23 protein-coding genes are annotated in these 24142 nt (G+C 64.3%); 10 read left to right on the top strand and 13 right to left on the bottom strand.

The window, feature by feature from the left end; genetic code table 11:
- Positions 1–89: 89 nt before the first annotated feature.
- Positions 90–1865, bottom strand: a complete 1776-nt coding sequence (gene gcl, locus B0G69_RS15915; RefSeq protein ID WP_121318453.1) for a glyoxylate carboligase — start codon at positions 1863–1865, stop codon at positions 90–92.
- 181 nt (positions 1866–2046) lie between these two features.
- Between gcl and B0G69_RS15910 the strand changes: the two genes are divergently transcribed.
- From B0G69_RS15910 to B0G69_RS15865, 10 genes are all read left to right on the top strand, one after another.
- Positions 2047–2961 carry a LysR family transcriptional regulator gene (locus B0G69_RS15910; protein WP_121318451.1) on the top strand — a complete coding sequence of 305 codons (915 nt, stop codon included), beginning with the start codon at positions 2047–2049 and terminating at the stop codon, positions 2959–2961.
- A gap of 176 nt (positions 2962–3137) precedes the next feature.
- Positions 3138–4043, top strand: a complete 906-nt coding sequence (locus B0G69_RS15905; protein ID WP_121318449.1) for an RNA polymerase sigma factor — start codon at positions 3138–3140, stop codon at positions 4041–4043.
- Positions 4033–5052: a zf-HC2 domain-containing protein gene (locus B0G69_RS15900; RefSeq protein ID WP_121318447.1), complete on the top strand. Its 1020-nt coding sequence runs from the start codon at positions 4033–4035 to the stop codon at positions 5050–5052. Before B0G69_RS15905 ends, B0G69_RS15900 begins: the two co-directional genes overlap by 11 nt.
- A 323-nt stretch (positions 5053–5375) precedes the next feature.
- Positions 5376–5750 carry a 30S ribosomal protein S6 gene (rpsF, locus tag B0G69_RS15895; RefSeq protein WP_006048823.1) on the top strand — a complete coding sequence of 125 codons (375 nt, stop codon included), beginning with the start codon at positions 5376–5378 and terminating at the stop codon, positions 5748–5750.
- Between the two features lie 51 nt (positions 5751–5801).
- Positions 5802–6101: a primosomal replication protein N gene (gene priB, locus B0G69_RS15890; RefSeq protein ID WP_121318445.1), complete on the top strand. Its 300-nt coding sequence runs from the start codon at positions 5802–5804 to the stop codon at positions 6099–6101.
- A gap of 2 nt (positions 6102–6103) precedes the next feature.
- Positions 6104–6379, top strand: a complete 276-nt coding sequence (gene rpsR, locus B0G69_RS15885; RefSeq protein WP_007182109.1) for a 30S ribosomal protein S18 — start codon at positions 6104–6106, stop codon at positions 6377–6379.
- 27 nt (positions 6380–6406) lie between these two features.
- A complete protein-coding gene (gene rplI, locus B0G69_RS15880) occupies positions 6407–6859 on the top strand; it encodes a 50S ribosomal protein L9 (RefSeq protein WP_121318443.1) in 453 nt (150 codons plus the stop codon).
- A 133-nt stretch (positions 6860–6992) separates the two neighbouring features.
- Positions 6993–8378, top strand: a complete 1386-nt coding sequence (locus B0G69_RS15875; RefSeq protein WP_121318441.1) for a replicative DNA helicase — start codon at positions 6993–6995, stop codon at positions 8376–8378.
- A gap of 115 nt (positions 8379–8493) precedes the next feature.
- Complete coding sequence (locus B0G69_RS15870; RefSeq protein WP_121318439.1) at positions 8494–9120, top strand: DUF47 domain-containing protein; 627 nt, start codon at positions 8494–8496, stop codon at positions 9118–9120.
- The gene (locus tag B0G69_RS15865; protein WP_121318437.1) at positions 9120–10130 is read left to right on the top strand and encodes an inorganic phosphate transporter; all 1011 of its coding nucleotides are present in this window, start codon (positions 9120–9122) and stop codon (positions 10128–10130) included. The genes B0G69_RS15870 and B0G69_RS15865 overlap by 1 nt, the downstream gene beginning before the upstream one ends.
- 177 nt (positions 10131–10307) lie before the next feature.
- Here the strand turns inward: B0G69_RS15865 and B0G69_RS15860 are convergent, their stop codons facing one another.
- From B0G69_RS15860 to B0G69_RS15800, 12 genes are all read right to left on the bottom strand, one after another.
- The gene (locus tag B0G69_RS15860; RefSeq protein ID WP_121318436.1) at positions 10308–11114 is read right to left on the bottom strand and encodes an SDR family oxidoreductase; all 807 of its coding nucleotides are present in this window, start codon (positions 11112–11114) and stop codon (positions 10308–10310) included.
- Between the two features lie 118 nt (positions 11115–11232).
- Positions 11233–12462 carry a C40 family peptidase gene (locus tag B0G69_RS15855; RefSeq protein ID WP_121318434.1) on the bottom strand — a complete coding sequence of 410 codons (1230 nt, stop codon included), beginning with the start codon at positions 12460–12462 and terminating at the stop codon, positions 11233–11235.
- 202 nt (positions 12463–12664) lie between these two features.
- Entirely contained in the window at positions 12665–14518 is a 1854-nt protein-coding gene (locus tag B0G69_RS15850) for a PhoH family protein (RefSeq protein ID WP_121318432.1), read from the bottom strand.
- Between the two features lie 347 nt (positions 14519–14865).
- The gene (locus tag B0G69_RS15840) at positions 14866–15327 is read right to left on the bottom strand and encodes a peroxiredoxin (RefSeq protein ID WP_121318430.1); all 462 of its coding nucleotides are present in this window, start codon (positions 15325–15327) and stop codon (positions 14866–14868) included.
- A 151-nt stretch (positions 15328–15478) separates the two neighbouring features.
- Entirely contained in the window at positions 15479–16372 is an 894-nt protein-coding gene (locus B0G69_RS15835) for a polysaccharide deacetylase family protein (protein ID WP_121318428.1), read from the bottom strand.
- Positions 16373–16384: 12 nt separating this feature from the next.
- Positions 16385–17431 (bottom strand): bifunctional UDP-4-keto-pentose/UDP-xylose synthase, encoded by a 1047-nt coding sequence (locus tag B0G69_RS15830; RefSeq protein ID WP_121318426.1) that lies wholly within the window; start codon positions 17429–17431, stop codon positions 16385–16387.
- Positions 17428–18363, bottom strand: a complete 936-nt coding sequence (locus B0G69_RS15825; protein ID WP_121318424.1) for a formyltransferase — start codon at positions 18361–18363, stop codon at positions 17428–17430. Before B0G69_RS15825 ends, B0G69_RS15830 begins: the two co-directional genes overlap by 4 nt.
- Complete coding sequence (locus B0G69_RS15820) at positions 18360–19403, bottom strand: glycosyltransferase (RefSeq protein WP_121318422.1); 1044 nt, start codon at positions 19401–19403, stop codon at positions 18360–18362. Before B0G69_RS15820 ends, B0G69_RS15825 begins: the two co-directional genes overlap by 4 nt.
- A gap of 6 nt (positions 19404–19409) precedes the next feature.
- The gene (locus tag B0G69_RS15815) at positions 19410–20561 is read right to left on the bottom strand and encodes a DegT/DnrJ/EryC1/StrS aminotransferase family protein (protein WP_121318420.1); all 1152 of its coding nucleotides are present in this window, start codon (positions 20559–20561) and stop codon (positions 19410–19412) included.
- Between the two features lie 248 nt (positions 20562–20809).
- Positions 20810–21181: an SMR family transporter gene (locus B0G69_RS15810; RefSeq protein ID WP_121318417.1), complete on the bottom strand. Its 372-nt coding sequence runs from the start codon at positions 21179–21181 to the stop codon at positions 20810–20812.
- Positions 21182–21206: 25 nt separating this feature from the next.
- The gene (locus tag B0G69_RS15805; protein WP_121318415.1) at positions 21207–22928 is read right to left on the bottom strand and encodes a glycosyltransferase family 39 protein; all 1722 of its coding nucleotides are present in this window, start codon (positions 22926–22928) and stop codon (positions 21207–21209) included.
- Between the two features lie 397 nt (positions 22929–23325).
- Complete coding sequence (locus B0G69_RS15800) at positions 23326–23700, bottom strand: Mth938-like domain-containing protein (protein ID WP_121318413.1); 375 nt, start codon at positions 23698–23700, stop codon at positions 23326–23328.
- Positions 23701–24142: the final 442 nt, after the last annotated feature.

Raw genomic sequence — 24142 nt, 5'->3', positions numbered from 1 at the left:
CTTGAGGCTTCTGGCGACAGCGAAGGGCAGGTCGGCATGGCGACGCTGCCCGTCGCATTCATCGCGCAGTGATGCGCGACCGGTGACGCTCAGTCGAGCATGCTGATCGCGGTCGGCGCATCTGCGCGCGTCGCCGCGAGTTCCTCGAACTCGTTGATCGCGTCGATCTCGGTGCCCATCGAAATGTTGGTCACGCGCTCGAGTATCACTTCGACGATCACCGGCACGTTGAACTCGGCAAGCATCGACTGCGCTCTTTGCAACGCGGGCTTCAGTTCTTCCGGCTTGAACACGCGGATCGCCTTGCAACCCAGACCTTCGGCCACCGCGACGTGATCCACGCCATAACCGTTGGTCTGCGGCGAGTTGATGTTCTCGAAGCCGAGCTGCACGCAGAAATCCATCTCGAACGCGCGCTGCGCCTGGCGGATCAGGCCGAGGTACGAGTTGTTCACCACCACATGCACGTACGGCAGCTTGAATTGCGCACCGGCCGCGAGTTCCTCGATCATGAACTGGAAGTCGTAGTCGCCCGATAGCGCGACGATCGGCCGTTGCGGATCGGCAGCGCGCACGCCGAGCGCCGCGGGAATCGTCCAGCCGAGCGGGCCGGCCTGGCCGCAGTTGATCCAGTTGCGCGCCTTGTACACATGCAGGAATTGCGCGCCGGCGATCTGCGACAAACCGATCGTGCTCACATAGCACGTGTCGCGGCCGAACACCTGGTTCATCTCTTCGTAGACGCGCTGCGGCTTCATCGGCACGTTGTCGAAGTGCGTCTTGCGCAGCATGGTGCGCTTGCGTTGCTGGCAATCGGCGACCCATGCGCTGCGGTCTTTGAGCTTGCCCGCGGCCTTCCATTCCCGAGCCACTTCGACGAACAGTTCGAGCGCGGCTTTCGCGTCCGACACGATGCCGAGATCCGGGCCGAACACGCGGCCGATCTGCGTCGGTTCGATGTCCACGTGCACGAATTTGCGGCCCTTCGTGTAGACGTCGATGCTGCCCGTGTGACGGTTCGCCCAACGGTTGCCGATGCCGAGCACGAAGTCGGATGCGAGCATCGTCGCGTTGCCGTAGCGGTGCGAAGTTTGCAGGCCCACCATGCCGGCCATCAGCGGATGATCGTCGGGAATCGCGCCCCACGACATCAGCGTCGGGATCACCGGTACGCCGAGCGTTTCGGCGAACGTCACCAGCAGGTCTTCAGCGGCTGCGTTCAGCACGCCGCCACCGGAGACGATCAACGGCTTGTCGGCATCGTTGAGCATGGTCAGCGCGGCTTCGATCTGCTTGCGCGTCGCCTTCGGCTTGTAGACCGGCAGCGGTTCATACGTGTCGATGTCGAATTCGATTTCCGCGAGCTGCACGTCGATCGGCAGGTCGACCAGCACCGGGCCCGGGCGGCCCGAGCGCATCAGATGGAACGCCTGCTGGAACACGCGCGGCACCAGCGCCGGCTCGCGCACCGTTACGGCCCATTTGGTGACGGGCTTGGCGATCGATTCGATATCCACGGCCTGGAAGTCTTCCTTGTACAGACGCGCGCGCGGCGCTTGACCCGTGATAGCGAGAATAGGGATCGAGTCGGCCTGCGCGGAGTACAAACCGGTGATCATGTCGGTGCCGGCGGGGCCCGAGGTGCCGATGCACACGCCGATGTTGCCCGGTTGCGCCCGCGTATAGCCCTCGGCCATGTGCGACGCGCCTTCGACGTGGCGCGCCAGCACGTGGCTGATGTTGCCGGCCTTGCGCATCGCCGAGTAGAACGGGTTGATCGCGGCGCCCGGCACGCCGAACGCGGTGTCGATGCCTTCTTTTTCGAGCACCAGCACGGCTGCGTCGACGGCTCTCATCTTGGCCATGAATGTCTCCTGAATGTCTGGGATTGGGGCGAACTCAAGCGTGTTGAGGCCACTGTAGGCCCGACCTAAAGGTTTGATAAGATCAGTGCGGGTCGCTTATTCCGAAACAAAAAGTATTGAATGGGCGCCAGGCCCGGCGTGGGGCCCGGCAGTGACCGGTTCTGCAGGGGAGGAGACAGCGATGGACCGCTTCAAACAGATCGAAACCTTCGTGCGGGTCGCGGACGCGGGCAGCCTCGCGGCTGCCGCGCTGGAGGAGGGCGTGTCGCCGGTGATTCTCGGCCGCCGCATCGACGCGCTCGAAAAGCGCCTCGGCGTGAAGCTGATGTACCGCTCGACGCGGCGCCTGGTGGTCAGCGAAGAGGGCGCCGCATTTCTGGAGCGCTGCCGCGGCCTGCTGACCGAGTGGGATCAGGCGGAAAACGAACTGAGCGCCGGACGCCGCGCGGTGAACGGCCATCTGATCGTATCGGCGCCGGCCGCGTTCGGGCGAAAGCACGTTGCGCCGCTCGCGCCGGCGTTTCTTGCCGACAAGCCGGAGTTGCAGGTGTCGTTCAATCTGACCGACCGGGTCGTGGATCTGGTGCGCGAGGGCTATGACCTGTCGATCCGCATCGGCGGCGCGGTCGATCCGAACTTCGTCGCCGTGAAGCTGGCGTCGAACCGGCGCGTGGTGTGCGGCACGCCCGACTACTTCCGCCGGCACGGCAAGCCGAAAACGCTCGACGATCTGCCGCGCCACAACTGTCTCGCGTTCAATCTGCAAGGCGGGCAGAACCGTGGCTGGTATTTTCGCCGCAACGGCAAGCTGGCGACCGTGCGTGTGGGCGGGACGCTCGACTGCAACGACGGCGAACTGCTGCATCGTTGGGTATCCGAAGGACTTGGACTCGGCTGGCGCTCCACGTGGGAAATCCAGCAGCAGCTGGCGCGCGGCGAACTCGAAACCGTGCTCGACGAATTCGCGCTGCCCGACTACGACATTCTCGCGGTCTACCCGCAGCAGCGCTATGTGCCGGCCAGGGTGCGCTATTTCATCGATTATCTGAAAGAGGTGTACGCGAGCGAGGATTACTGGAACCGGCCGGCTTATTGACAAAAGGGGCGCGGGCGGCGCGGGCAATGAGCTGGGCGCGGAGTGCGCGCGCCGATCTTTTGGCGGATTGGCGGCGGTGGCGGGAATAAACTCGGCGTGTGGCCGGTTATGCGATGAGAGGAACGTGACGACGAGCCGCACCGCACAGCCTAGCCGCAATGCCCTGGAGGGCCGAGGTGGTCCAGACCGAAACCGATGCCGACGCCTGCGAGCGAGGCGAAACCGATGCAGCGAGGAGCCGCCGTTTCCAGCAGCTTGCGCTGCCGCACCTCGACGCCGCGTACAACCTCGCGCGCTGGCTGTGCGGCAACGCCAGCGACGCGGAGGACGTGGTTCAGGAAGCCTTCATGCGTGCGTTCCGCTTCTTCGATACGTTTCGCGGCGATTCCGCGCGGCCGTGGCTGCTGGCGATCGTGCGCCGCACCTGGTACACCGAGTGGCGCCGCCGCGCGTCGCCACACGAAATGCTCGAATTCGACGAGACCATGGACGAGGCCACTTTCGACGGCTGGAGCGTGGGCGGCGCCGATCCGCAGGCGCTCCTGATCCGTGACGAGGATACGAGGCGGGTGCACGAGGCACTGGCGCTGCTGCCGGTCGAGTATCGGGAGGTGCTGATTTTGCGGGAACTCGAAGAGATGGGTTATCGGGAGATCGCCGCGGTGGCCGATGTGCCGATCGGCACGGTCATGTCGCGGCTCGCGCGCGGGCGTCGCAAGCTGGCCGCGCTACTGGTGGACACGCAGGGCGTGGCGGGCGGTGGCGGGGCGATGGGTGGTGCGTCGGCGGGGGGCACGCCTGACGCGCGTAACGGCGCGCCGACTTCCGGGCATTTGCGATCCGCCGCTTCCGCGCCGCCTTCGCTGGCGGATTGCGCCGATCCGCGTGAGAGCGGTCGCGCGGCTGGCTCATGCGCTGCCGAGCCGGGCGGCGGCAACGACGCGCGCGCTGCCATACCCGTCGCCGGCAAGCTGCCTGGCGCGACGGTCATGCCACTCCGGGCGTCTGCGAACGGCCGGCCTCTGAACCTCCCCGGCGGCAACGCCGCCGGCCCCGCCAAGGAGACGCCGGATGGACTGTAACGAAGCACGGCCGCTCCTCGATGCGAATGCCGATCACGAATTGCCCGCGCCGGATGCACGGCGCGTCCAGCAGCATATCGAGAGCTGCGAGGCCTGCCGGCGTGAAAGCGAACACCTGCGGGCGCTGGGCGGCGCGCTGCGCGCGGCACCTTATCATCGCGCGCCGCAGTCGCTGCGGGCGCGGATCGTCGCCGCATTGCCGGAAGTGGATCAGGCACTGGCGGAGTCTGCGGCGTCCGGGAGCTCTGGGGCCGCAGGGGCTGCGGCGATGCCGGACGCTTCGGCGGAGGACGAGAAGCCTGCGCGTCAGTCCGCGTGGCCGCAGCGGCTTGGCGGCTGGCTGAAGGACTGGTTTCAGGGACCGGCACGCGGTCCGGGTCAGGGCAAGCCGGGCGGCTGGGGCGGCTCGCCCCGCGGCGCCGGCCAGCCGCTCGCCACGGGCGGCGCGCAGCGCCTCTTCGCGCCGGGCTGGCTGGCGGCGCTCGCAGTCGCGCTGTGCGCGGTGGCGGCGGTCGTCACGCTGAACTGGCGGCGCCCGGCCGATTTCACGCCGTTTGCAGACGAACTCGTGGAAAGCCATGTGCGGGCGCAGGTCTCGGGACGCGACATCGACGTGATTTCGACGGACCGGCATACGGTCAAGCCATGGTTCAACGGCCGGCTCGACTATTCGCCGCCCGTCGAGGATCTCGCGGCCAGCGGCTTCGCGCTGGAGGGCGGCCGGCTCGACTACATCGCGCATCAGCGGGTGGCGGTACTGGTGTATCGCTATCGCAAGCACGTGATCGACGTATATGTGTTCCCGCAGGCGGGCGCGGGGGCAGGCCGTGGCGCGGATGGCGCGGCGCCTGCGGCACTCGGCCACGAAGGCTATTCGATCGCCCACTGGGACGCGGAAGGCATGACCTGGTGGGCGATCACCGACGCCGCGCCAGACGCGTTGAGCGGTCTCGAAGCGGCGCTCAGGGCGCGCTTGCAAGGCGGCAGTGGGCGAACCGAAGGCGGTTGAGGGTTGGGGAGCGGTCGCCAGGTGCCGATGAGCGGTAACGCAGAGGGGCGAGCGGAGCAGGGGCAGAAAGCTGGTCTGCGGGCCCGCCGGGCGGGCGGATAGCACCCTGACGCGCAGCAGGCTGGCACAAGTGTCAAAAGCCACTCCGGCCTTTCTCACTCCATCTCCCCCGTCCGCCCCTAAACCGTTGAAAACACACCCGATTCGTGCGCCGCACTAACGAGATATCTTGCAACCCGGCCCCATTCGGGTTACACTCTTTGGCTTCTCACTTGCCGCACCGGTTCCGACGCCCGGGTGGCTTTAATCCACAAGGAGTGAATATGCGTCATTACGAAATCGTATTTATCGTGCACCCGGATCAGAGCGAGCAAGTGCCCGCCATGATCGAGCGTTACAAGTCCACGATCACCTCGCACGGTGGCCAGATCCACCGTATCGAAGACTGGGGCCGTCGCCAACTGGCCTACATGATCGAGAAACTCGCGAAGGCTCACTACGTCTGCATGAACATCGAATGCGACCAAACCACGCTCGACGAGCTGGAACACGCATTCAAGTTCAACGACGCTGTTCTGCGTCACCTGATCGTCAAGATGAAGAAGGCCGAAACGGGCCCGTCGCCGATGATGAAGGAAGTGCAGCGCGAAGAAGCCAAGAAGTCGGCTGCTACGCAACCGTCCGAAGCGCAGGCTTAAGACACACTATTTAAGCTACCAGACCCAAGCGTCGCTTTCGCCAAAGGCTTCATGAACCGGCTGCAACTCACGGCCAGCGTCGTCGAACGCGAACCGGTGCGGTACACCCCCGCCGGCGTTCCGATCGCAGGATGCACGTTGCAGCATCGCACGGAAGTCGTCGAAGCGGGTATTGCCCGCCAGGTCGAACTGACCATGCAGGCAGTCGCAGCAGGCGAAGCGAGCGGCAGGCTGGAAAGCTGTCCGATGGGCGTGGAAACGCTCTTCACAGGCTTTCTGGCAAAAAAGCACCGCAACGCAAGAACTCTGGTATTTCACATCACAGCATTGCAGGACATTGGAAAGGACTGAACATGCCCCGCCCGACTGGTAAGAAATTCGACAAGCGTCGTCAGCAACAAAATCCGCTCTTCAAGCGCAAGAAGTTCTGCCGTTTCACGGCCGCTGGCGTCGATCACATCGACTACAAGGACCTCGAAACGCTGAAGGACTTCATCGGCGAAAACGGCAAGATCACGCCGGCGCGTCTCACGGGTACGAAGTCGCACTATCAACGCCAGCTGGATACGGCAATCAAGCGCGCACGTTTCCTCGCGCTGGTGCCGTACACCGACCAGCACAAGGCCTAACCCGACGACGCGATAAGGAGCATCCGAATGCAAATCATTCTTCTGGAAAAAGTCGTCAATCTGGGCAACCTGGGCGATATCGTGAAGGTCAAGGACGGTTACGCACGTAACTTCCTGATCCCGAACAAGCAAGCTCGCCGTGCAACGAAGGAAGCCCTGGCTGAATTCGAAGTGCGCCGTGCAGAACTCGAAAAGGTCGCCGCTGAAAAGCTGGCGGCCGCCTCGGCTCAAGGCGAAAAGCTGGCAGGTTCGACGGTTCAGATCGGCCAGAAGGCTGGCGTCGACGGCCGCCTGTTCGGCTCGGTGACGAACGCCGACATCGCTGACGCACTGGTCAAGCAAGGCTTCGCAGTGGAAAAGGCGCAAGTGCGTCTGCCGGAAGGCCCGCTGAAGACGGTCGGCGACCACGCAGTTCAAGTTTCGCTGCACACCGACGTTCTGGTCGATGTGACGGTGGCTGTGATCGGCGAACACGTCTAAGCATCAGCTAGTACCTGCCAGGATGGTGCTGGCGAAGGGCAGGGGCCGGGTAACCGGCCCCTGCTTTTTTTGTGCCCGTTTTTTTCGTTTTTGCGCTCGCCCCGGCCGCCCGATTACCCGATAATTCCACTCCATGAACGCACCGTCCAAAGATCCCCAACTCGAGTCGCTGAAAGTCCCGCCGCATTCGATCGAGGCCGAGCAATCGGTGCTGGGCGGCCTGCTGCTCGACAACGCGGCATGGGACCGCATCGCCGACTTCCTGTCGCAGAGCGATTTTTACCGCTACGACCACCGCATCATCTTCGAGCACATCGGCAAGCTGATCGCGGCGACGCGTCCGGCCGACGTGATCACCGTGTTCGAGGCGCTCGGCACCTCGGGCAAGGCGGAAGAGGTCGGCGGTCTCGCCTACCTGAACGCACTGGCGCAGAACACGCCGAGCGCGGCCAATATCCGCCGCTACGCGGAAATCGTGCGCGATCGCGCGGTGTTGCGCCGGCTGGTATCGGTCGCCGATGAAATCTCGGCCGATGCGTTCAATCCGCAAGGCAAGGAAGTCCGGCAATTGCTGGACGAAGCCGAATCGAAGGTGTTTTCGATCGCTGAAGACGGCGCGCGTGGGACCCAAGGCTTCCTGGAAATCGGGCCGCTGCTGACCCAAGTGGTCGAGCGGATCGACACGCTGTATCACACCGCGAACCCGAGCGATGTGACCGGCACGCCGACCGGCTTCGTCGACCTGGATCGCATGACGTCAGGCATGCACGGTGGCGAGCTGATCATCGTCGCTGGGCGTCCGTCGATGGGTAAAACCGCGTTTTCGATGAACATCGGCGAATATGTGGCGGTCGAGTATGGTCTGCCGGTCGCCGTGTTCTCGATGGAAATGCCGGGGTCGCAGCTCACGATGCGTATGCTCGGCTCCGTCGGCCGGCTGGATCAGCACCGTATGCGAACAGGCCGTCTGACCGACGAGGATTGGCCCAAGCTCACGCACGCGGTGCAAAAAATGAGCGAAGCGCAAATCTTCATCGACGAAACCGGCGGATTGAACCCGATGGAATTGCGCTCGCGCGCACGCCGGCTGTCGCGCCAGTGCGGCAAGCTGGGTCTGATCATTATCGACTACCTGCAGTTGATGAGCGGGTCGTCGTCCGGCGAAAACCGTGCGACCGAAATTTCGGAAATCTCCCGTTCGTTAAAGAGTCTCGCCAAAGAACTCGACGTGCCGGTGATCGCGTTGTCGCAGCTCAACCGGGGTCTCGAACAACGCCCGAACAAGCGACCCATCATGTCGGATCTGCGTGAATCCGGCGCTATCGAGCAGGATGCGGACGTGATCCTGTTCATTTACCGCGACGAAGTCTATAACCCGGACAGCCCGGACAAGGGCACGGCCGAAATCATCATCGGTAAGCAGCGGAACGGCCCGATTGGCCCCGTACGGCTGACGTTCCATGGCCAATTTACGAAGTTCGACAATTTTGCCGGTGCGCAGAATTTCTACAGCGAGTAAAGACGCAAACGGGCGCCTGTTGTAACGGCGCTTTCAAAAGTGCGACACAAGCCCCGCGACGGTACAATATGGCAGTTTTATGTCAGCCATTACGTGACCAATTTTCGGGATCTCAATGTTCGGTCGATTCATGCCCACCGAGGGCAAGTTCTTTGAAATTTTCAATGCACACGCAGCATGCATCGTCTCGGCGAGCCGCGAACTCGAGCTGCTGATCGACAATCTGCAAGACGCGGAAACCCATAAGCAAAACGTGCAAAAAGCCGAGAAGGCCGCTGACAAGCTCACGCACGAAGCCATCGATCTGCTGCACAAGACCTTCATCACGCCGCTCGACCGCGATGAGATCCACAAGCTGATCACCACGATGGACGACATCCTCGATCTGATGGAGGACGTCGCCACTGCTATCTCGCTGTACGACGTGCAGGCGGTGACCTCGGAAGCCAGCCAGCTCGCGCACATCTGCACGGCAACTTCGGAGCGCGTGCAGTTCGCCGTCAGCCTGCTGTCGGACATGAAGCAGGCTAGCCAGATTCTCAAGGCGTGCGAGGAAATCGACCGTCTGGAATCGGAAGCCGACCGTGTGCTGCGCTCGGCAATGTCCAAGCTCTTCCGCGAGGAAGACAACGTCAAGACCCTGATCAAGCTGAAAGCAATCTATGAATTGCTCGAGACGATCACGGACAAATGTGAAGATGTAGCGAACATCATCGAAGGCATCGTGCTGGAAAACGCATAATGCAATCGATACAACTCGCCATCTGGGTCGTTGCCGGCCTGGTCGCCGTCGCGCTGATTTTCGACTTCATGAACGGCTTTCACGACGCGGCGAATTCGATCGCCACGGTCGTTTCCACTGGCGTACTGAAGCCGCAGCAGGCGGTGGCCTTCGCGGCGGCGTTCAACGTCATCGCGTATTTCGTGTTTCACCTGAAAGTGGCCGCGACCGTCGGCCGAGGCACGATCGATCCCAACATCGTCGATCACTACGTGATCTTCGGCGCGCTGGTCGGCGCGATCGGCTGGAACGTCATCACCTGGATTTACGGCATCCCGTCCAGTTCGTCGCATGCGCTGATCGGCGGCCTGGTGGGCGCCGCGCTCGCCAAGTCGGGCTGGGGCTCGCTCAACATGGACGGCCTGCTGAAGACGGTGGCGTTCATTTTCATCTCGCCGTTGCTGGGCTTCGTGCTCGGCTCGTTTTTTATGCTGGCGGTGTCGTGGATGTATTTCCGCACGCCGCCAAGCAAGGTCGACCGTCGTTTCCGGCGTCTGCAAATGGTGTCCGCAGGTTTGTATAGCCTCGGCCACGGCGGCAACGATGCGCAGAAAACCATCGGCATTATCTGGATGCTGCTGATCGCGACTGGCATCGCGTCGGCGGCCGCGGACGCGCCACCGCTGTGGGTAATCGGCGGCTGTTATCTGTCGATGGGCCTCGGCACGCTGTTCGGCGGCTGGCGGATCGTCCGCACGATGGGCCAGAAAATTACCAAGCTCAAGCCGGTCGGCGGTTTTTGCGCGGAGTCGGGCGGGGCGATCACGCTGTTTACCGCGTCGTGGCTCGGCATTCCGGTGTCCACCACGCATACGATTACCGGCGCAATCGTCGGTGTGGGCGCGACGCAGAAGCTCAGCGCGGTGCGTTGGGGTGTGGCCGGCAACATCGTCTGGGCGTGGATTCTGACGATTCCCGCCTCGGCGGTGCTGTCCGCGGCGGCCTGGTGGTTTGGCCACCATTTTCTGTAATTCCTTGAGCGTCGTGAGCGCGCGGGCCGGTGCGTGGCGTGGCGTGGTGCGTGCACCGCTGACGATGCGTGGCGCGCTCGCCGCTGCTCCTAAAGCACGAGCGCCGCTCGCACCCTCGGTACGCAAATCGTCCGCCATACGTTGTAACGTACGCAGCCAGCCTTAGCCGCGCGCCGCTCAAATGAGCGGCGCGCTGCCCCCATCCATCGGGACAATCGCGCCCGTTACATAGCTCGCGCGGCGGCTCGCCAGAAACAGCGCGACGTCGGCAATCTCCTCCGGTTTTGCATAGCGTCCGAGCGGCACCCTGGCCTGTCCGCGCGCCAGCGCGTCCGCGTTCGCGATGCCTTGCTGCGCCGCTTCCAGTTTGACCGCTTCCTCGACGCGCTCGGTCAGCGTCGCCCCCGGGTTGATCGCGTTGATGCGGATGCCGTAGCGCGCATAGTAGTGGGCGAGGCCGACGGTAGCGAGCATCAGCGCTGCATTCGCGGCGCCGCCGGCGATATGGATGTCGCTCGCCATCTTGCCGCCCATGCCGATGATGTTGACGATCGTGCCCGGCTCCGCGCCGCCGCCGGTTTTCACGCGCTCGGCCATGCGGCGCAGCACTTCCTGCTGCGGATAGATGTACGGGAAGTACTTGGCTTCCATCGTCGCCCTGAACGCGTCGGCATCGAGCGTTTCCGGGTCATAGCGGCGCGCCGCGCCGGCGCTGTTGATCAGGACGTCGATCGGGCCCACCGCGGTGCTGACTTCTTCGACGATATCGGCGGCGCTGTGCGGTTCGTGCAGATCGGCGCGAGTCCGGTGCACGTGCAAGCCTTCCTGCTTCAATTGCTCGTAGGCGCGCGCGAGGTTGGCGGGGTCGCGTGACACGATCGCGACTTTGGCACCTTCCTGAGCGAACGCTCTGGCGCAGGCGAAGCCGATTCCCTTACTGCCGCCTGTGATCAACACCACCTTGTCTTTCAGCCCGAGATCCATCGTCACCACCCGCTGTCGGAAGAATATCGATGACGATAGCAGATCGGCGGCGTTGCTGTGACCCTTGGGCTCTGCGATACCGCGCGGGACCGCTCGATGGTGTGGCTACAACTGCGAGTCAGAAGTTGCCGTTGGCGAAGCGGGCGATCGGATCGTCGTTGGTTTGGGTGGGGGCCGGTACGCTACGCGAGGACGTGGACGCTCGCATGATCTGCACGCTGCCGTTGGCATCGGCTTGTTGTGCCTGCCGGGCCTGACGCGCGGCCACCGCAGCGGGTGGCGGGGGCTCGAACGCATCGGCGGCGGCGTCGATGGCGTCCGGCGCGTGAGCGGCCGTGGTTTGTGGGACCGTTTGTGAGGCTGTCGCCGGTTGAACCGGTGAGCCGACCGGGGCGTCATACGCGCTCGCCTGGGCAGCCGGAATCGCTATCGGCGCCACGGCGCCCGCCGCGCGGGCCTGGATCTGCGCCGCGCTCATGCCCGGCGGCGGTGGCTCGAATGGGTCGGCTTGCACGGTGGCCGCGGTTCCGGCCGAGGCGGTCGTCGCGACCGGCTGAGCCGCCGCTGTCGACGGGGCGGCCGGCGTCACCGCAACGCGGGCCGTTTGCTGCGGCTGGCCCACTGATTGCGTTGCCGGCGACGCGGCAGCATAGCCCGATTTCGCAACCGCGGCTCCGGCTCCCGCGCCCGGCGCCGTTGCCGTCGTCGAGCCGGCATACGCTGGCGCTACCTGCATCACTGGCGCGCCAATTTCGGGCTGCGGCGTCGCAGCCTGATAACTCGGCGTATCGAACGGCGCGGGTGCGGCTGCCGGGGCGGCCACCCGGCGAATGCCGTCGAAGCGCTTGGCCCAATAAGGATTGGTCAGATAGTCGAGCCGCACCGTGCCGCCCGTCGACGGCGCATTGACGAAGCGCAGCTTCCCCACATAAATGCCGACATGCGAATGGGCGCGGCCGGTCGTGTTGAAGAAGATCAGATCGCCCGGCGCGATCTCGTCGGGTTCGATCGATTCGCCGCGTCCGCTCATGTCCGCCGTGGTGCGCGGCAGATTCACCGACGCGGCGCGCAGCACCACATAGCGAACCAGCCCGCTGCAATCGAAGCCGCTATCGGGCGTATTGCCGCCCCAGCGGTAGGGCACGCCCACCAGACTCATCGCCTGAATCGAGATTTCTTCGCGGCCGATGCTGTGATCGACGAAATGCGGAAAGCCGGGCGGCGGCGCATGATACGCGCCGTTCGCCACCACGACCGAGCTGCCGGACCCGCGCGACGTCTTCTGCGGCGCGCCGGCACAGGCGGCGAGCAGCAGGAGGGACAGCAGCGAAAAGGCGAGACGGCGCATGGCAAGCAAGGCGAGCGTTAACACTCGTTGACTGAACGACGATGTCCGGATGGTAGCCCGCCGCACATGGCGCGGGCAAGAATTGTTGATAAATTACTTGAAGTTCGTGCGCTAAGTGTTGCCCGTTCAGCACGAGGAAGTAAAAAAGCCGCGTCCGGAATCGTCCGGACGCGGCTTCGAGGCAGAGCTAACTAACTGAAATTTAGAGGATTTCGGACGCGTAGTCGGCGAGGCGCGAGCGCTCGCCGCGCGCCAGCGTCACGTGCCCGCTGTGCGCCCAACCCTTGAAGCGATCGACCACGTACGTCAGCCCCGAACTGCCTTCGGTCAGGTAAGGCGTATCGATCTGCGCGATATTGCCCAGACAGATGATCTTCGTGCCCGGACCCGCGCGGGTGACCAGCGTCTTCATCTGCTTCGGCGTCAGGTTCTGCGCCTCGTCGATGATCAGATACTTGTCCACGAACGTACGGCCGCGCATGAAGTTCATGCTCTTGACCTTCAGGCGCGAGCGGATTAGCTCCTGCGTCGCGGCGCGGCCCCATTCGCCGGCGGCGTCGTCGGTTTTCTGCAGGACTTCGAGGTTGTCGTCGAATGCGCCCATCCACGGCTGCATCTTTTCCTCTTCCGTACCCGGCAGGAAGCCGATGTCTTCGCCGACCGGCACCGTCGCGCGCGTCACGATGATCTCGTTGTAGCGCTTGTCGTCGAGCACCTGCGCGAGGCCGGCCGCGAGCGCGACCAGCGTCTTGCCGGTGCCGGCCTGGCCGAGCAGCGTGACGAAGTCGATTTCCGGATTCATCAGCAGGTTCAGCGCGAAATTCTGCTCGCGATTGCGCGCCGTGATGCCCCACACATTGTTCTTGTGGTGGCCGTAGTCACGCAGCGTTTGCAGCAGTGCCGTCTTGCCGTTCAACTCGCGCACCAGCGCATGGAACGTGGGTTCGCCGTTTTGCGGCTCCAGATAGACGAACTCGTTGACCAGCATCGACGCGCACAGCGGACCCGTCACCCGGTAATACGTAGTACCGGTCTTGGTGTCCTGCCAGCTCTCCATGCCCTTCGCGTGCTTCGTCCAGAAATCCTGTGGCAGCGCGCGGATGCCCGAGTACAGCAGGTCGCTGTCTTCGAGCACCTGGTCGTTGAAATAGTCTTCGGCCGGCAGTCCGAGCGCATGCGCCTTGATGCGCATGTTGATGTCTTTCGACACCAGCACGACCTGGCGATCCGCGCGGTCGCGCTGCAGCGCGCGCACCACGCCGAGAATCTGGTTGTCGGCCTTGCCTTCCGGCAGACCTTCGACCGGCTCGATCGCGGTGAGCTTGGTCTGGAAGTACAGGCGCCCGGACGCCTCGCGGCTGCCCAGACGGGCGAGCGAAATGCCGTCGGACATGTTGCCGGCGTTCGCCACCAGCGCGTCCAGCGTGCGGCTCACCTGGCGAGCGTTGCGCGCGACTTCCGACATGCCCTTCTTGTGATTGTCGAGCTCTTCCAACGTCATCATCGGCAGATAGACGTCGTGTTCCTCGAAACGGAACAGGCAGCTCGGATCGTGCATCAGCACGTTGGTGTCGAGCACGAAGAGTTTCTGGACTTCGAGCGCTTCGGCGCCCGCGCCGCGTTTCTTGCTGGTGCCACGCGTGCTTGGCGCGGCAGCCGGCGTGTCGGCTGCGGGCTGTTTCGCGCTCGGCGCGCGCGCGACCACCGGCTGCGGATGAGCCGCGGGCGTGGCCGGTTCGGCTTGCGGACGGGTGGCCGGCACCGGCTGCAACAGCGCAGCGGTCTGCTTCGATCTGCGGCTGCGCGCCGGCGCGGCGGCTTCGGCCGCGGCAGGCGACGCGGATGCTACGGGCACAGGCCGCAGTGTCGTTGCGGCGTTGGCCGCCTGCGCCATCGGTGCGGCGACGTTCGCGCGGCCGTAATCGGCCGGCTCTGCGGCTTCCCCGGCGCCAGCCTGTTTCTTCGCGGCGGAGCGCGCCGGAGTGGCGGCTTTGGCCTTGTATTCGTCAGGCGGCAGGAGATTGCCGAGCTTGCTGGGGGGAGTAGGCAAAGGCATGGTTTCCCTCGAATTAATCGGGTCGCATATCGTGCGCCGCCTGTCGCATTCTGCCGGTGCCAGTGGATGCGCACGCAGTTTGCGCCCGGAGGCGCGCATTCGGTCTAGAGATGCCGGTTCGCCTGGTCTTCGATCGGCTCCTTGATGCAAGCGCGCGGCCGAGTGAACGAACGGTTGCGCGCAATTAAAAAAGCCGCCGCCCCGGAGTACGGGGCAAGCGGCTCGCCTAGGGTGCTCGCGTTGCGCCTCACGACTCCGACGGTCCCGGTAGAGGGGCCGTCAAGTCGGGTGCAGCGGAGGAAAATGTGGGGTGGACAGGCACTCATTGCAACCCAATATAACGCGCCTCAAAGCGCTTGTACAGCCACCAGAATATCGTCGACATGGCCGGGCACTTTCACGCCGCGCCACTCCTCGCGCAGCACCCCTTCGGCGTCGATGAGGAACGTGGAGCGCTCGATTCCCCGTACTTCTTTGCCATACATTTTCTTCATTTTGATGACATTGAAGAGTGCGCACAGGTTTTCTTCCGGATCGGAGATCAGCGGGAAGGGCAGTTCGAGCTTGGCCTTGAAATTGTCATGCGAGCGCAGGCTGTCGCGCGACACGCCGATGATTTCCGCGCCGGCCTTCCTGAACTTCGGATACAGATCGCGGAATTGCAGACCTTCCGTCGTGCAGCCCGGCGTGTTGTCCTTCGGGTAAAAATACAGCACCACCTTCTTGCCCCGCAGCTTGGACAGCGTGATCTCGCCACCGGTAGCGGGGGCGGTGAAGTCGGGGATGGGTTGGTCGACTGCGATGGACACGAGGTTCTCCGTTTGTTATGGTCGGCGCCGCTTTGCTGCGGTGGCGTCGGCCTGGCATCGAGGCTTATGGGGAGGTGGGCGCCTGCACGCGCGGTGGCGGTTCCGGTTGTGGTTCCGTCCGGGTGGTCAGGATTGGCCGCCGATTGGTCGCTCAGGGCTGGACGATCAGTTCGCCGGAACGCCCTGGAATTTCGCCCCACGTTACAGGGTACGTTGGCAGCGTGCTGCGGTCTAGCGCGGCGTAGTAATCACCCATGGTCGCGAAGGTATGGCCTTGCGCGCGCCAGCCTTCCAGCAGTTGTTCGAAAATCGGCGCGAGCTTTTGCCCTTCGAGTTCCGCGTGCAACGTGAACACCTGGTCGTGCGGATTATTGGCCGTGTGCTTCAGCATCCATTGCGCGACGTTGTGCTCATCGACCTCGTCCACGCCGAGCACTTCGTCGAGCGTGGGCAGCGTGGTGGGCATCTGCACGTGGCTGAGCGTCCTGCCGCCGACCACCGGCAGATACGGCGAGTGGCCACGCCCGTCGGACGCATACCGCATGCCCCAAGCGTCGATCTGCTCGAACGCATGGCCGTTCATCTGCCAGCCCGCCGCGCCGTGCGTGGCCGGCGAAGCGCCGAACACCTCGACGAAACGGTCATGGCTTTTCTGCATCTGCGCGCTGGTCCACGCGCGGTCTTTCGAGCGCACGTTGTCCTGCCAGTACACGTGATCCCACGTGTGGATGCCGCATTCGAAACCGGCTTCGTGGATCGCGCGCATCTCGGCGGCTGCCTTGGTGCCAATGTCCGGACCGGGCAGCAGCACGCCGTACATCAATTGCTTGACACCGTAGTGTTCGACCACCGAAGTGCGCGACACCTTCTTCAGAAAGCCCGGCCGCAGCACGCGGCGCATCGCCCAACCGGTGTGGTCGGGGCCGAGGCTGAAGAGGAAGGTGGCGCGCGCCTTGAAACGATCAAAGATGCGCGCGAGATTCGGCACGCCTTCGCGGGTGCCGCGCAGCGTGTCGACGTCGATCTTCAGGACGATACGAGCCAAGGCGATCCGCCCTTATTGCTGTTCGACGAGCGCGCGGGCTTCGCCGACATGGCCGCGATACGCTTCGAAAATCTTGCGCAGCGCTTCGTCGAAGGTCGACTTGGGCGCCCAGCCGAGTTCCTGCATCGTGTTGTCGATTTTCGGCACGCGGTTCTGCACGTCCTGGTAGCCGGCGCCGTAGTACGCGCCCGACGACGTTTCGATCAGCTGCACCTGTCTGGCCGTGTCCGCGTATTCGGGGAATTCGGCGGCGAGCGTCAGCATCTTGTGCGCGAGTTCGCGCACCGAGAAATTGTTGATCGGGTTGCCGATGTTGTAGATCTTGCCGGTGGCGACGCCGTCCTTGTTCTCGATGATCTTCATCAGCGCGCCGATGCCGTCGTCGATGTCCGTGAACGCGCGCTTTTGCGCACCGCCGTCGACGAGGCTGATGTTCTCGCCGCGCACGATGTGGCCGAGGAACTGCGTGACCACGCGCGAGCTGCCTTCCTTCGGCGTGTAGATCGAGTCGAGGCCCGGGCCGATCCAGTTGAACGGACGGAACAGCGTGAAGTTCAGGCCTTCCATGCCGTAACCCCAGATCACGCGGTCCATCAACTGCTTCGAGCACGCGTAGATCCAGCGCGGCTTGTTGATCGGGCCGTACGACAGTTGCGATTCTTCTGGATCGAACTGCTCGTCCGTGCACATGCCGTAGACCTCGGAGGTCGACGGAAACACGAGATGCTTGCCGTACTTGACGGCCGAACGCACGATCGGCAGGTTCGCCTCGAAGTCCAGCTCGAACACGCGCAGCGGCTGCTTCACGTAGGTGGCGGGCGTGGCGATCGCGACCAGCGGCAGGATCACATCGCACTTCTTGATGTGATACTCGACCCACTCCTTGTTGATCGTGATGTCGCCTTCGAAGAAGTGCATCCGCTCGTGATTGAGGAGGTCGCCCAGACGTTCGGTCTGCATGTCCATCCCGAAGACTTCCCAATCGGTCGTTTCGAGAATGCGTTTGGACAGGTGATGGCCGATGAAGCCGTTCACACCCAGAATCAGGACTTTTTTCATGAAGGTCGGGGAGTTTGGATGAGCTGGGCGAATGCCGCCGGACTGACGACAGTTTCGCCGCCGTCGTGCTGGTGCCGCAATTCGTGGATGATGATCGAGCGGCCGTCGCCGCAGATCGCAAAAAAGGCATTATCGCTTACGTGCAGGCCCGGCGGCAAATCCGGACGGAGCGCGCCGGGCGCGGCCAGCCGTGCGCGGGCGACGATGAAGCGGTGTCCGTCGAGATCGGTGAACGCGCCGGGATAGGGCGGCGCGACCGCGCGAATCAGGTTGTAGACCTGCTGCGCGGGCTGGCTCCAGTCGATCCGGCCGTCTTCCGGTTTGCGTCCGCCGTAGTAGCTGCCGTGCGCGAGGTCGTTCGGCAAATGCGGCGCTTCGCCCGCCAGCAGTGCCGGCAGCACGCGCCACAGGGTTTGCTCCGCGGCGACCGTGACCTTGTCGAACACCTGCGCGGCGGTGTCGTCGGGCAGGATCGGCACCGGCGTCTGCGCGATGATCGCGCCCGCGTCGGGCTTGGCGGCCATTTCGTGCAGCGTCGCGCCGGTTTCGGTCTCGCCGTGGATCACCGCCCAGTTGGTCGGCACGCGGCCGCGGTATTTCGGCAGCAGCGAGCCATGCATGTTGTAAGCGCCCCGTGCGGCGAGCGCGAGCAGGTCGACCGGCAACATGTGGCGGTAATAGAACGAAAAGATGAAGTCCGGGCGCGCGGCGCTGAGCGCGGCGCGCAACTCCGCGCTCTTCGGATCGGCCGGCGTAATGACCGGAATGCCGTGCTCGGCCGCGACCGAGGCCACGCTGCCGAACCAGATGTTTTCGCTCGGGTTGTCTTCGTGGGTGACGACCAGCGCCACGTCGACACCGCGCGCGAGCAGCACCTGCAGGCAGCGCACGCCGACGTTGTGATAGGCGAATACGACGGCGCGCGGCTTCATGGCGTCGGCCCCTGATCGATCAGCGGCGCGGCTTGCACCGCCTGCACGACGGCCTGGCGCGGCACTTCGGCGACGGCCGCGCCGTCGCGCTGCTCAAGGATGGTTTGCACCAGATAGCGCGGCCGCGCGCGTACCTGCTGGTAGATCCGGCCGATGTACTCGCCGAGCAGGCCGAGCGCGAAGATGATCACGCCGAGCAGGAAGAAGGTGATAGCGAACAGCGTGAACACACCTTGCACTTCCGCGCCGATGATGAAGCGGCGAATCAGCAGCAGCACGAACAGCGCGGCGGAGCCAAGCGACAGGATCACGCCGATGAACGACAGCCATTGCAGCGGCACCACCGAGAAGCCGGTGACGAGGTCGAAATTCAGGCGGATCAGCGAGTACAGCGAATACTTCGATTCGCCGGCAAAGCGCTCTTCGTGCGCGACTTCGATTTCGACCGGATTCTGCGCGAAGGTGTATGCGAGCGCCGGAATGAACGTGTTGATTTCGCCGCAGCGATTGATCGTGTCGATGATGTGCCGGCTGTACGCGCGCAGCATGCAGCCCTGGTCGGTCATCTTGATGCGGGTGATGCGCTCGCGCAACCGGTTCATCGCGCGCGACGCCTTGCGGCGCCACAGGCTGTCCTGGCGTTGCAGACGGATCGTGCCGACGTAGTCGAAGCCTTCGCGCATCTTCGACACCAGCTTGCCGATTTCCTCCGGTGGATTCTGCAGGTCGGCGTCGAGCGTGATGACGATCTCGCCGCGCGACTGTTCGAAGCCCGCGAGAATCGCCATGTGCTGGCCGTAATTGCCGTTCAGCAGAATCACGCGGGTCGTGTCGGGCCGCGCGCGGAATTGCTCGGCGAGCAGCGCGGCGGATTTGTCGCGGCTGCCGTCGTTGATGAAGATCACTTCGTAACCGGTGCCGAGCGCGTCGAGCGCTGGGTAGAGGCGCGCGAACAGCGCGGCCAGCCCGGCTTCCTCGTTGTACACCGGGATGATGATCGACACTTCCGGTGCGGCGGCGCGATGTTCCGAATAAATCATTTCCGCTTATTTTCCGTATTGTTCGCAAATTTCATTGACCGCGCGGCAGACGCGCGCCACGTCGCTTTCGTTCATCAACGTGAAGAGCGGCAGCGTGACGGTGCTCGCGCCGAAGCGCTCCGCATGCGGGAACATGCCTTCCTTGAAGCCGAGCGCGCGGTACAGCGTGAACAGATGGATCGCCGGGTAATGCATGCCCGACCCGATGCCGCGTTCCTTCAGTTGCGCCATGAAGCCGGCGCGGTCCAGCGAGAGTTTTTCCAGCGGCAGCGTGATCTGGAACATGTGCCAGTTGCTGTTGCCGAAGTCGGCAAACGGCAGGCCGACGCCCAGTTTCACCGCCGCGCCGCCTTCGAAGCCCGCGAAATACGCACGCACGAGTTTTTTGCGCTGTTCGAGAAAGCGCGCGAGATGCGGCAGCTGGCCGAGGCCGACGCGCGCGGCGACGTCCGTCAGATTGTATTTGCCGCCGAGCACGTCGCAGTCCATGCCGTCGAAGCCCGTGCGGGTGATGCCTTGCAGCCGGTATTTCTGGGCCAGCACGGCTTCCTCCTCGTTGTTCAGCACCAGCGCGCCGCCTTCGATCGAGGTCAGGTTCTTGTTCGCGTGGAAGCTGAACGACACGATGTCGCCGAGCTTGCCGATGCGCTCGCCGTTCCACGTCGAACCGAAGGCCTGCGCGGCATCTTCGATTACGCGCAGCTTGTGCGCGCGGGCGATCGCGTAGAGGCGGTCCATGTCGACCGGCAGGCCGGACAGAAACACCGGCAGCAGTGCCTTGGTGCGCGGTGTGATGGCTTTTTCGAGCAGGTCGAGGTCGATGTTGCGCGTCACCGGATCGATGTCGACGAACACCGGCGTAGCACCGGTTTCGAGGATCACGTTGCTGGTCGAGACCCAGGAGGCGGGCGTCGTGATGACTTCGTCTCCCGCGCCCACGCCGGCTATGCGCAGCCCGATCTCCAGCGTCGCCGTGCCGGAGTTGAACGTGCGCACCGGACGGCCGCCGCAGAACTCGGACAGCGCCGCCTCGAACTTCTGGTTCTGTGGACCGGTGGTGATCCAGCCGGAGCGCAGCACGTCGGCGACGCCCTGAATCGTTTCTTCATCGATTTCAGGTTTGACAAACGGCAAAAAGGGGACTGTTGACTGGCTCATGAATGCTTCGCTCGATTGAAAAGGGCGCTACCCGAAGGGCGCGAAGTAAACCACAAACTACGCGCAAACCCAAGGTGGCGGCGAAAAATGCGCAACCGCACAGCATACTGCGATCAACCTTAGGTCATGCTTGGTCCGTCCGCAGGCTGCGCTTACGGTATCTTGCTCAGGCCGGCCCGCGCCAGCCCGGCGCGGACGATAAACGGCAATAAAACGTTTTCGCCAGCACGCAGCGGCGGCGTTCGCGTCTAGCTGCGCGCGACGATGACTACGCCGATCAGGATGATGCCGATCCCGACCAGCTTCTGCACCGACAACACTTCGCCGAACAGGTACCACGCCGCGAACGCGTTGACGACATAGCCGAGCGACAGCATCGGATAGGCGATCGACACGTCCACTCGCGACAGCCCTACCACCCAGACCACCAGGCTCACCACATAGCACACGAGTCCCGCGATGAGCGGCGGCTGGGTTGCGAGCCGCCAGCCGATGGGCAGGATGTTCGCACGGGTGAATTCGAAGTGTCCAACGGCATTCGTGCCGGCTTTGAGCAGCAACTGCGCGGCGGCGTTCAATGTCACGCCGGCGAGGATGCAAAAGAGGGAAATCGGGTTCATCGAACGATTGAATCCTGAGATGGGGTCATTGTTGTGGTTTTTCCACGGCCGCCGGCGCGTCGGCCGCCGCGAGCGGTTTCATCACCACCACGCGGCGCGAATCTCGCGCGATCACCTGCATCGGCAGGCCTTCCTTGAGCAGGCGCTCGTAGGTCGGCGGCGGGATCAGCGCGAGCGCGTAGCGGTCTGCCTTCCAGCGTTCGATCCACGCGTCGATGGACGGCACCCACTTCTGCGGTTCGACGGACACGCCGAACGCCAGCTCGTCGGGATGCTCGACCATGATCATCGTGTGGTCGATATAGAACGGCAGGGTGTGGTCGAGCACGCCGACCGAGTAGAACGGCGTATCCGCGGGCAGCTTCGCGAGCTGCGCCTTGATCGCGGGGGCGAGCGGCGCGCCGGAGCTGAGGCGGCCGAACACGTCGTGACCGGTGCCGGCGATCGTCCCCAGCAGGAGCCACGCCGCGCCGAAGCAGGCGATCGCACCGAGGCTGCCGGCCCGGCTGCGGCGGTTCAGCCACAGCGCGCCGAGCGTGAGCACGAAGGCGACGCCGAGCGCGCCCAGCACCCAGCCGCGGTACTCGGCGTACAGCTCGGCCGGGTTGCGCGCGCTGCCCAGACGCGTCATGAACAGCGCGGCAAACGCGGCGACGACGAGCAACAGCGCATAGCCCGCCAGATGCCGGCGCCACTGGTCGCGCGTGACGAGCGGCAGATACATGCCGATCAGGAGCGCGATCGGTGGGGCGATCGGCAGCGTGTAGGAGAGCAGCTTCGAATGCGATGCGCTGAAGAACAGGAAGATGAAGGCGATCCACACGAGCATCAGCGTGACCGGCGCGAAGCCGTTCGGCTGGCGCGGCTGGCGCCACGCGTGGCGCACGCTTTGCAGCGTCACCGACAGCCACGGCAGAAAGCCCACCAGCAGCACCGGCACGAAGTAGTAGAACGCGCCGGGGCGGTTCTGCTCGGGCGTCAGATAGCGCTTGAACTGCTGGACGACGAAGAAGAAGTTCAGGAATTCCGGATTGCGCTGCTGCACCAGCACGAACCACGGCGTGACGATGACGAAGAATACGATCAGGCCGCCGATCAGATGCAGGCGTTTCCACAATGCCCAGTCGCGCGCGATCAGCGTGTAGAGCACGAGCACGGCGCCCGGCAGGATCACGCCGACGAGCCCCTTGGACAACACCGCCAGCGCCATCGACGCCCAGCACACCCACATCCAGCCGCGCACACACGAGCTCGGCAGGTTGGGGCGTTGCGCGAGCATCAGCGCACAGAGCGTCAGCGCCATCCAGAACGACAGGCCCATGTCGAGCGTGTTGAAGTGCCCCATCAGGTTCCAGTACGGCGAGCACGCCAGCACGATCGCGGCGAATACGCCGGTCGCCGCGTTGAACACGCGCGCGCCGGTGAAGCCGATCAGCAGCACGCCGGCGAAGCCCGTCAGCGCGGTGTACAGGCGCGCCTGCCACTCGCCGATGCCGAACCACGCGAACGTGAGCGCGTTCGCCCAGGTTTGCAGCGGCGGCTTCTCGAAGTACTTGTAGCCGTTGTAGCGCGGCGTGATCCAGTCGCCGGTGACGAACATCTCGCGCGCCATTTCGGCATAGCGGCCTTCGTCGCTCGGCAGCAGATGGCGCCAGCCGAGCGGCACGAACCAGATCACGGCGAGAGCCAGCACCAGCAGCAGGATCGTGGTGCGGTTGAGCGGTAGCCTCGACGGCGTATCGTTCATGAATTTCAACCTTTATGGCGACGCCGCGTGGGCGGCGACGCGATGTTATCTGGAAACGGCGAGCGGTCGTTCGCGGGGCGGCCATTCGCGGAGCACTGCGTGCGGAGCTGCGGCGTCGCACCCGCCGCAGTCGGCTTCGCCGGTGGGCGCTCGGGCGTCGGCTGCCGGGTCCGAGGCGGTAAGACGCTGCGCATGACCAGGCGCGATTGGCCGGCACCACACCGATGGCGCGCAGTGTACGTGATCGGCCGTGATGCGGCGAGAGCGCAAGGGCGGCGCGGCACCCTGAGCGTGCTTTCGCGCGGCGGCAACGAGCGGCGCGCCGCCCCTGCGAAGCCGGGCCGGACGGCGCCTCGGCTACGCCGCGACCGTACCGCCGCGCGACCCCGCTCCGGTGCTACGCCTCGATCAGCAACGCGGCGGCGACCTTGCGGCCCTCGGCCATCAGAATGTTGTAAGTGCGGCAGGCGGCCTTGAAGTCCATCGTTTCGACGCCGATGCGCTTCGCGGTGAGCGCGGCCGTCAGGCGCGGGTGCGGAAAGCGCAGCCGCTCGCCGCTGCCGAATATGACTACTTCGGGTGCGGCATCGATCAGCATCGCAAAGTGCTCGGCGCTCAGCTGGTCGAAAGACGAGACGGGCCAGGGGATGACCGGCGCCTGCGGCAGCACGAGGAGGCTGCCCGAATGGCGGACCGCATTGATTTCGACATAGTCGGCGCCATAGCCGGTGACGGTGTTGAGGGCGCCGCTGGAATCCTGATGTAATTTCAAATTGGTTTTCCGAAGTCGTCGTGAGACATCATGCGTGTCGGCGGCCTGGTGGGACGGAGCCAGCAGGGCGGTTCCACGCGATTGGACACGAGGGGCCAAAAAGAAGAAGGGGCCGAAACGGCTTGCCGATGCGGTTGGTGCATTGCGGAAGTCGGCCAAAATCCGCTAAATTATAACTTTTTAGCCGCCTTGCGGCGCCCCTCGCTCATGTGCCGCCATAAGCCGCGCTGAGCTCGCCGGCGCGGCCCACCGGCTACCTGCCCCTGGTTTTGCCCGCTATCACCGGTTTTCTGTCCGTTTTTTGGCTGTTTTGCCCGCTTTTCGTCCGATTTTTGCTCGTTTCGCGGCTGTGCCGGCGCAATCCGCCCCAGCGCGACCAGCGGCGCAGGTGAAACCGCAGTCGAACACCGAAAGACGGCACGCAGGTGTGCTCAGGAAAGCA

Source organism: Paraburkholderia sp. RAU2J (assembly GCF_003634845.1).
GTDB classification, from domain to species: Bacteria; Pseudomonadota; Gammaproteobacteria; order Burkholderiales; family Burkholderiaceae; genus Paraburkholderia; species Paraburkholderia fynbosensis.
The sequence above is the reverse complement of the archived record's forward strand: the minus strand, read 5'-3'. Positions and strand labels throughout refer to the sequence as shown.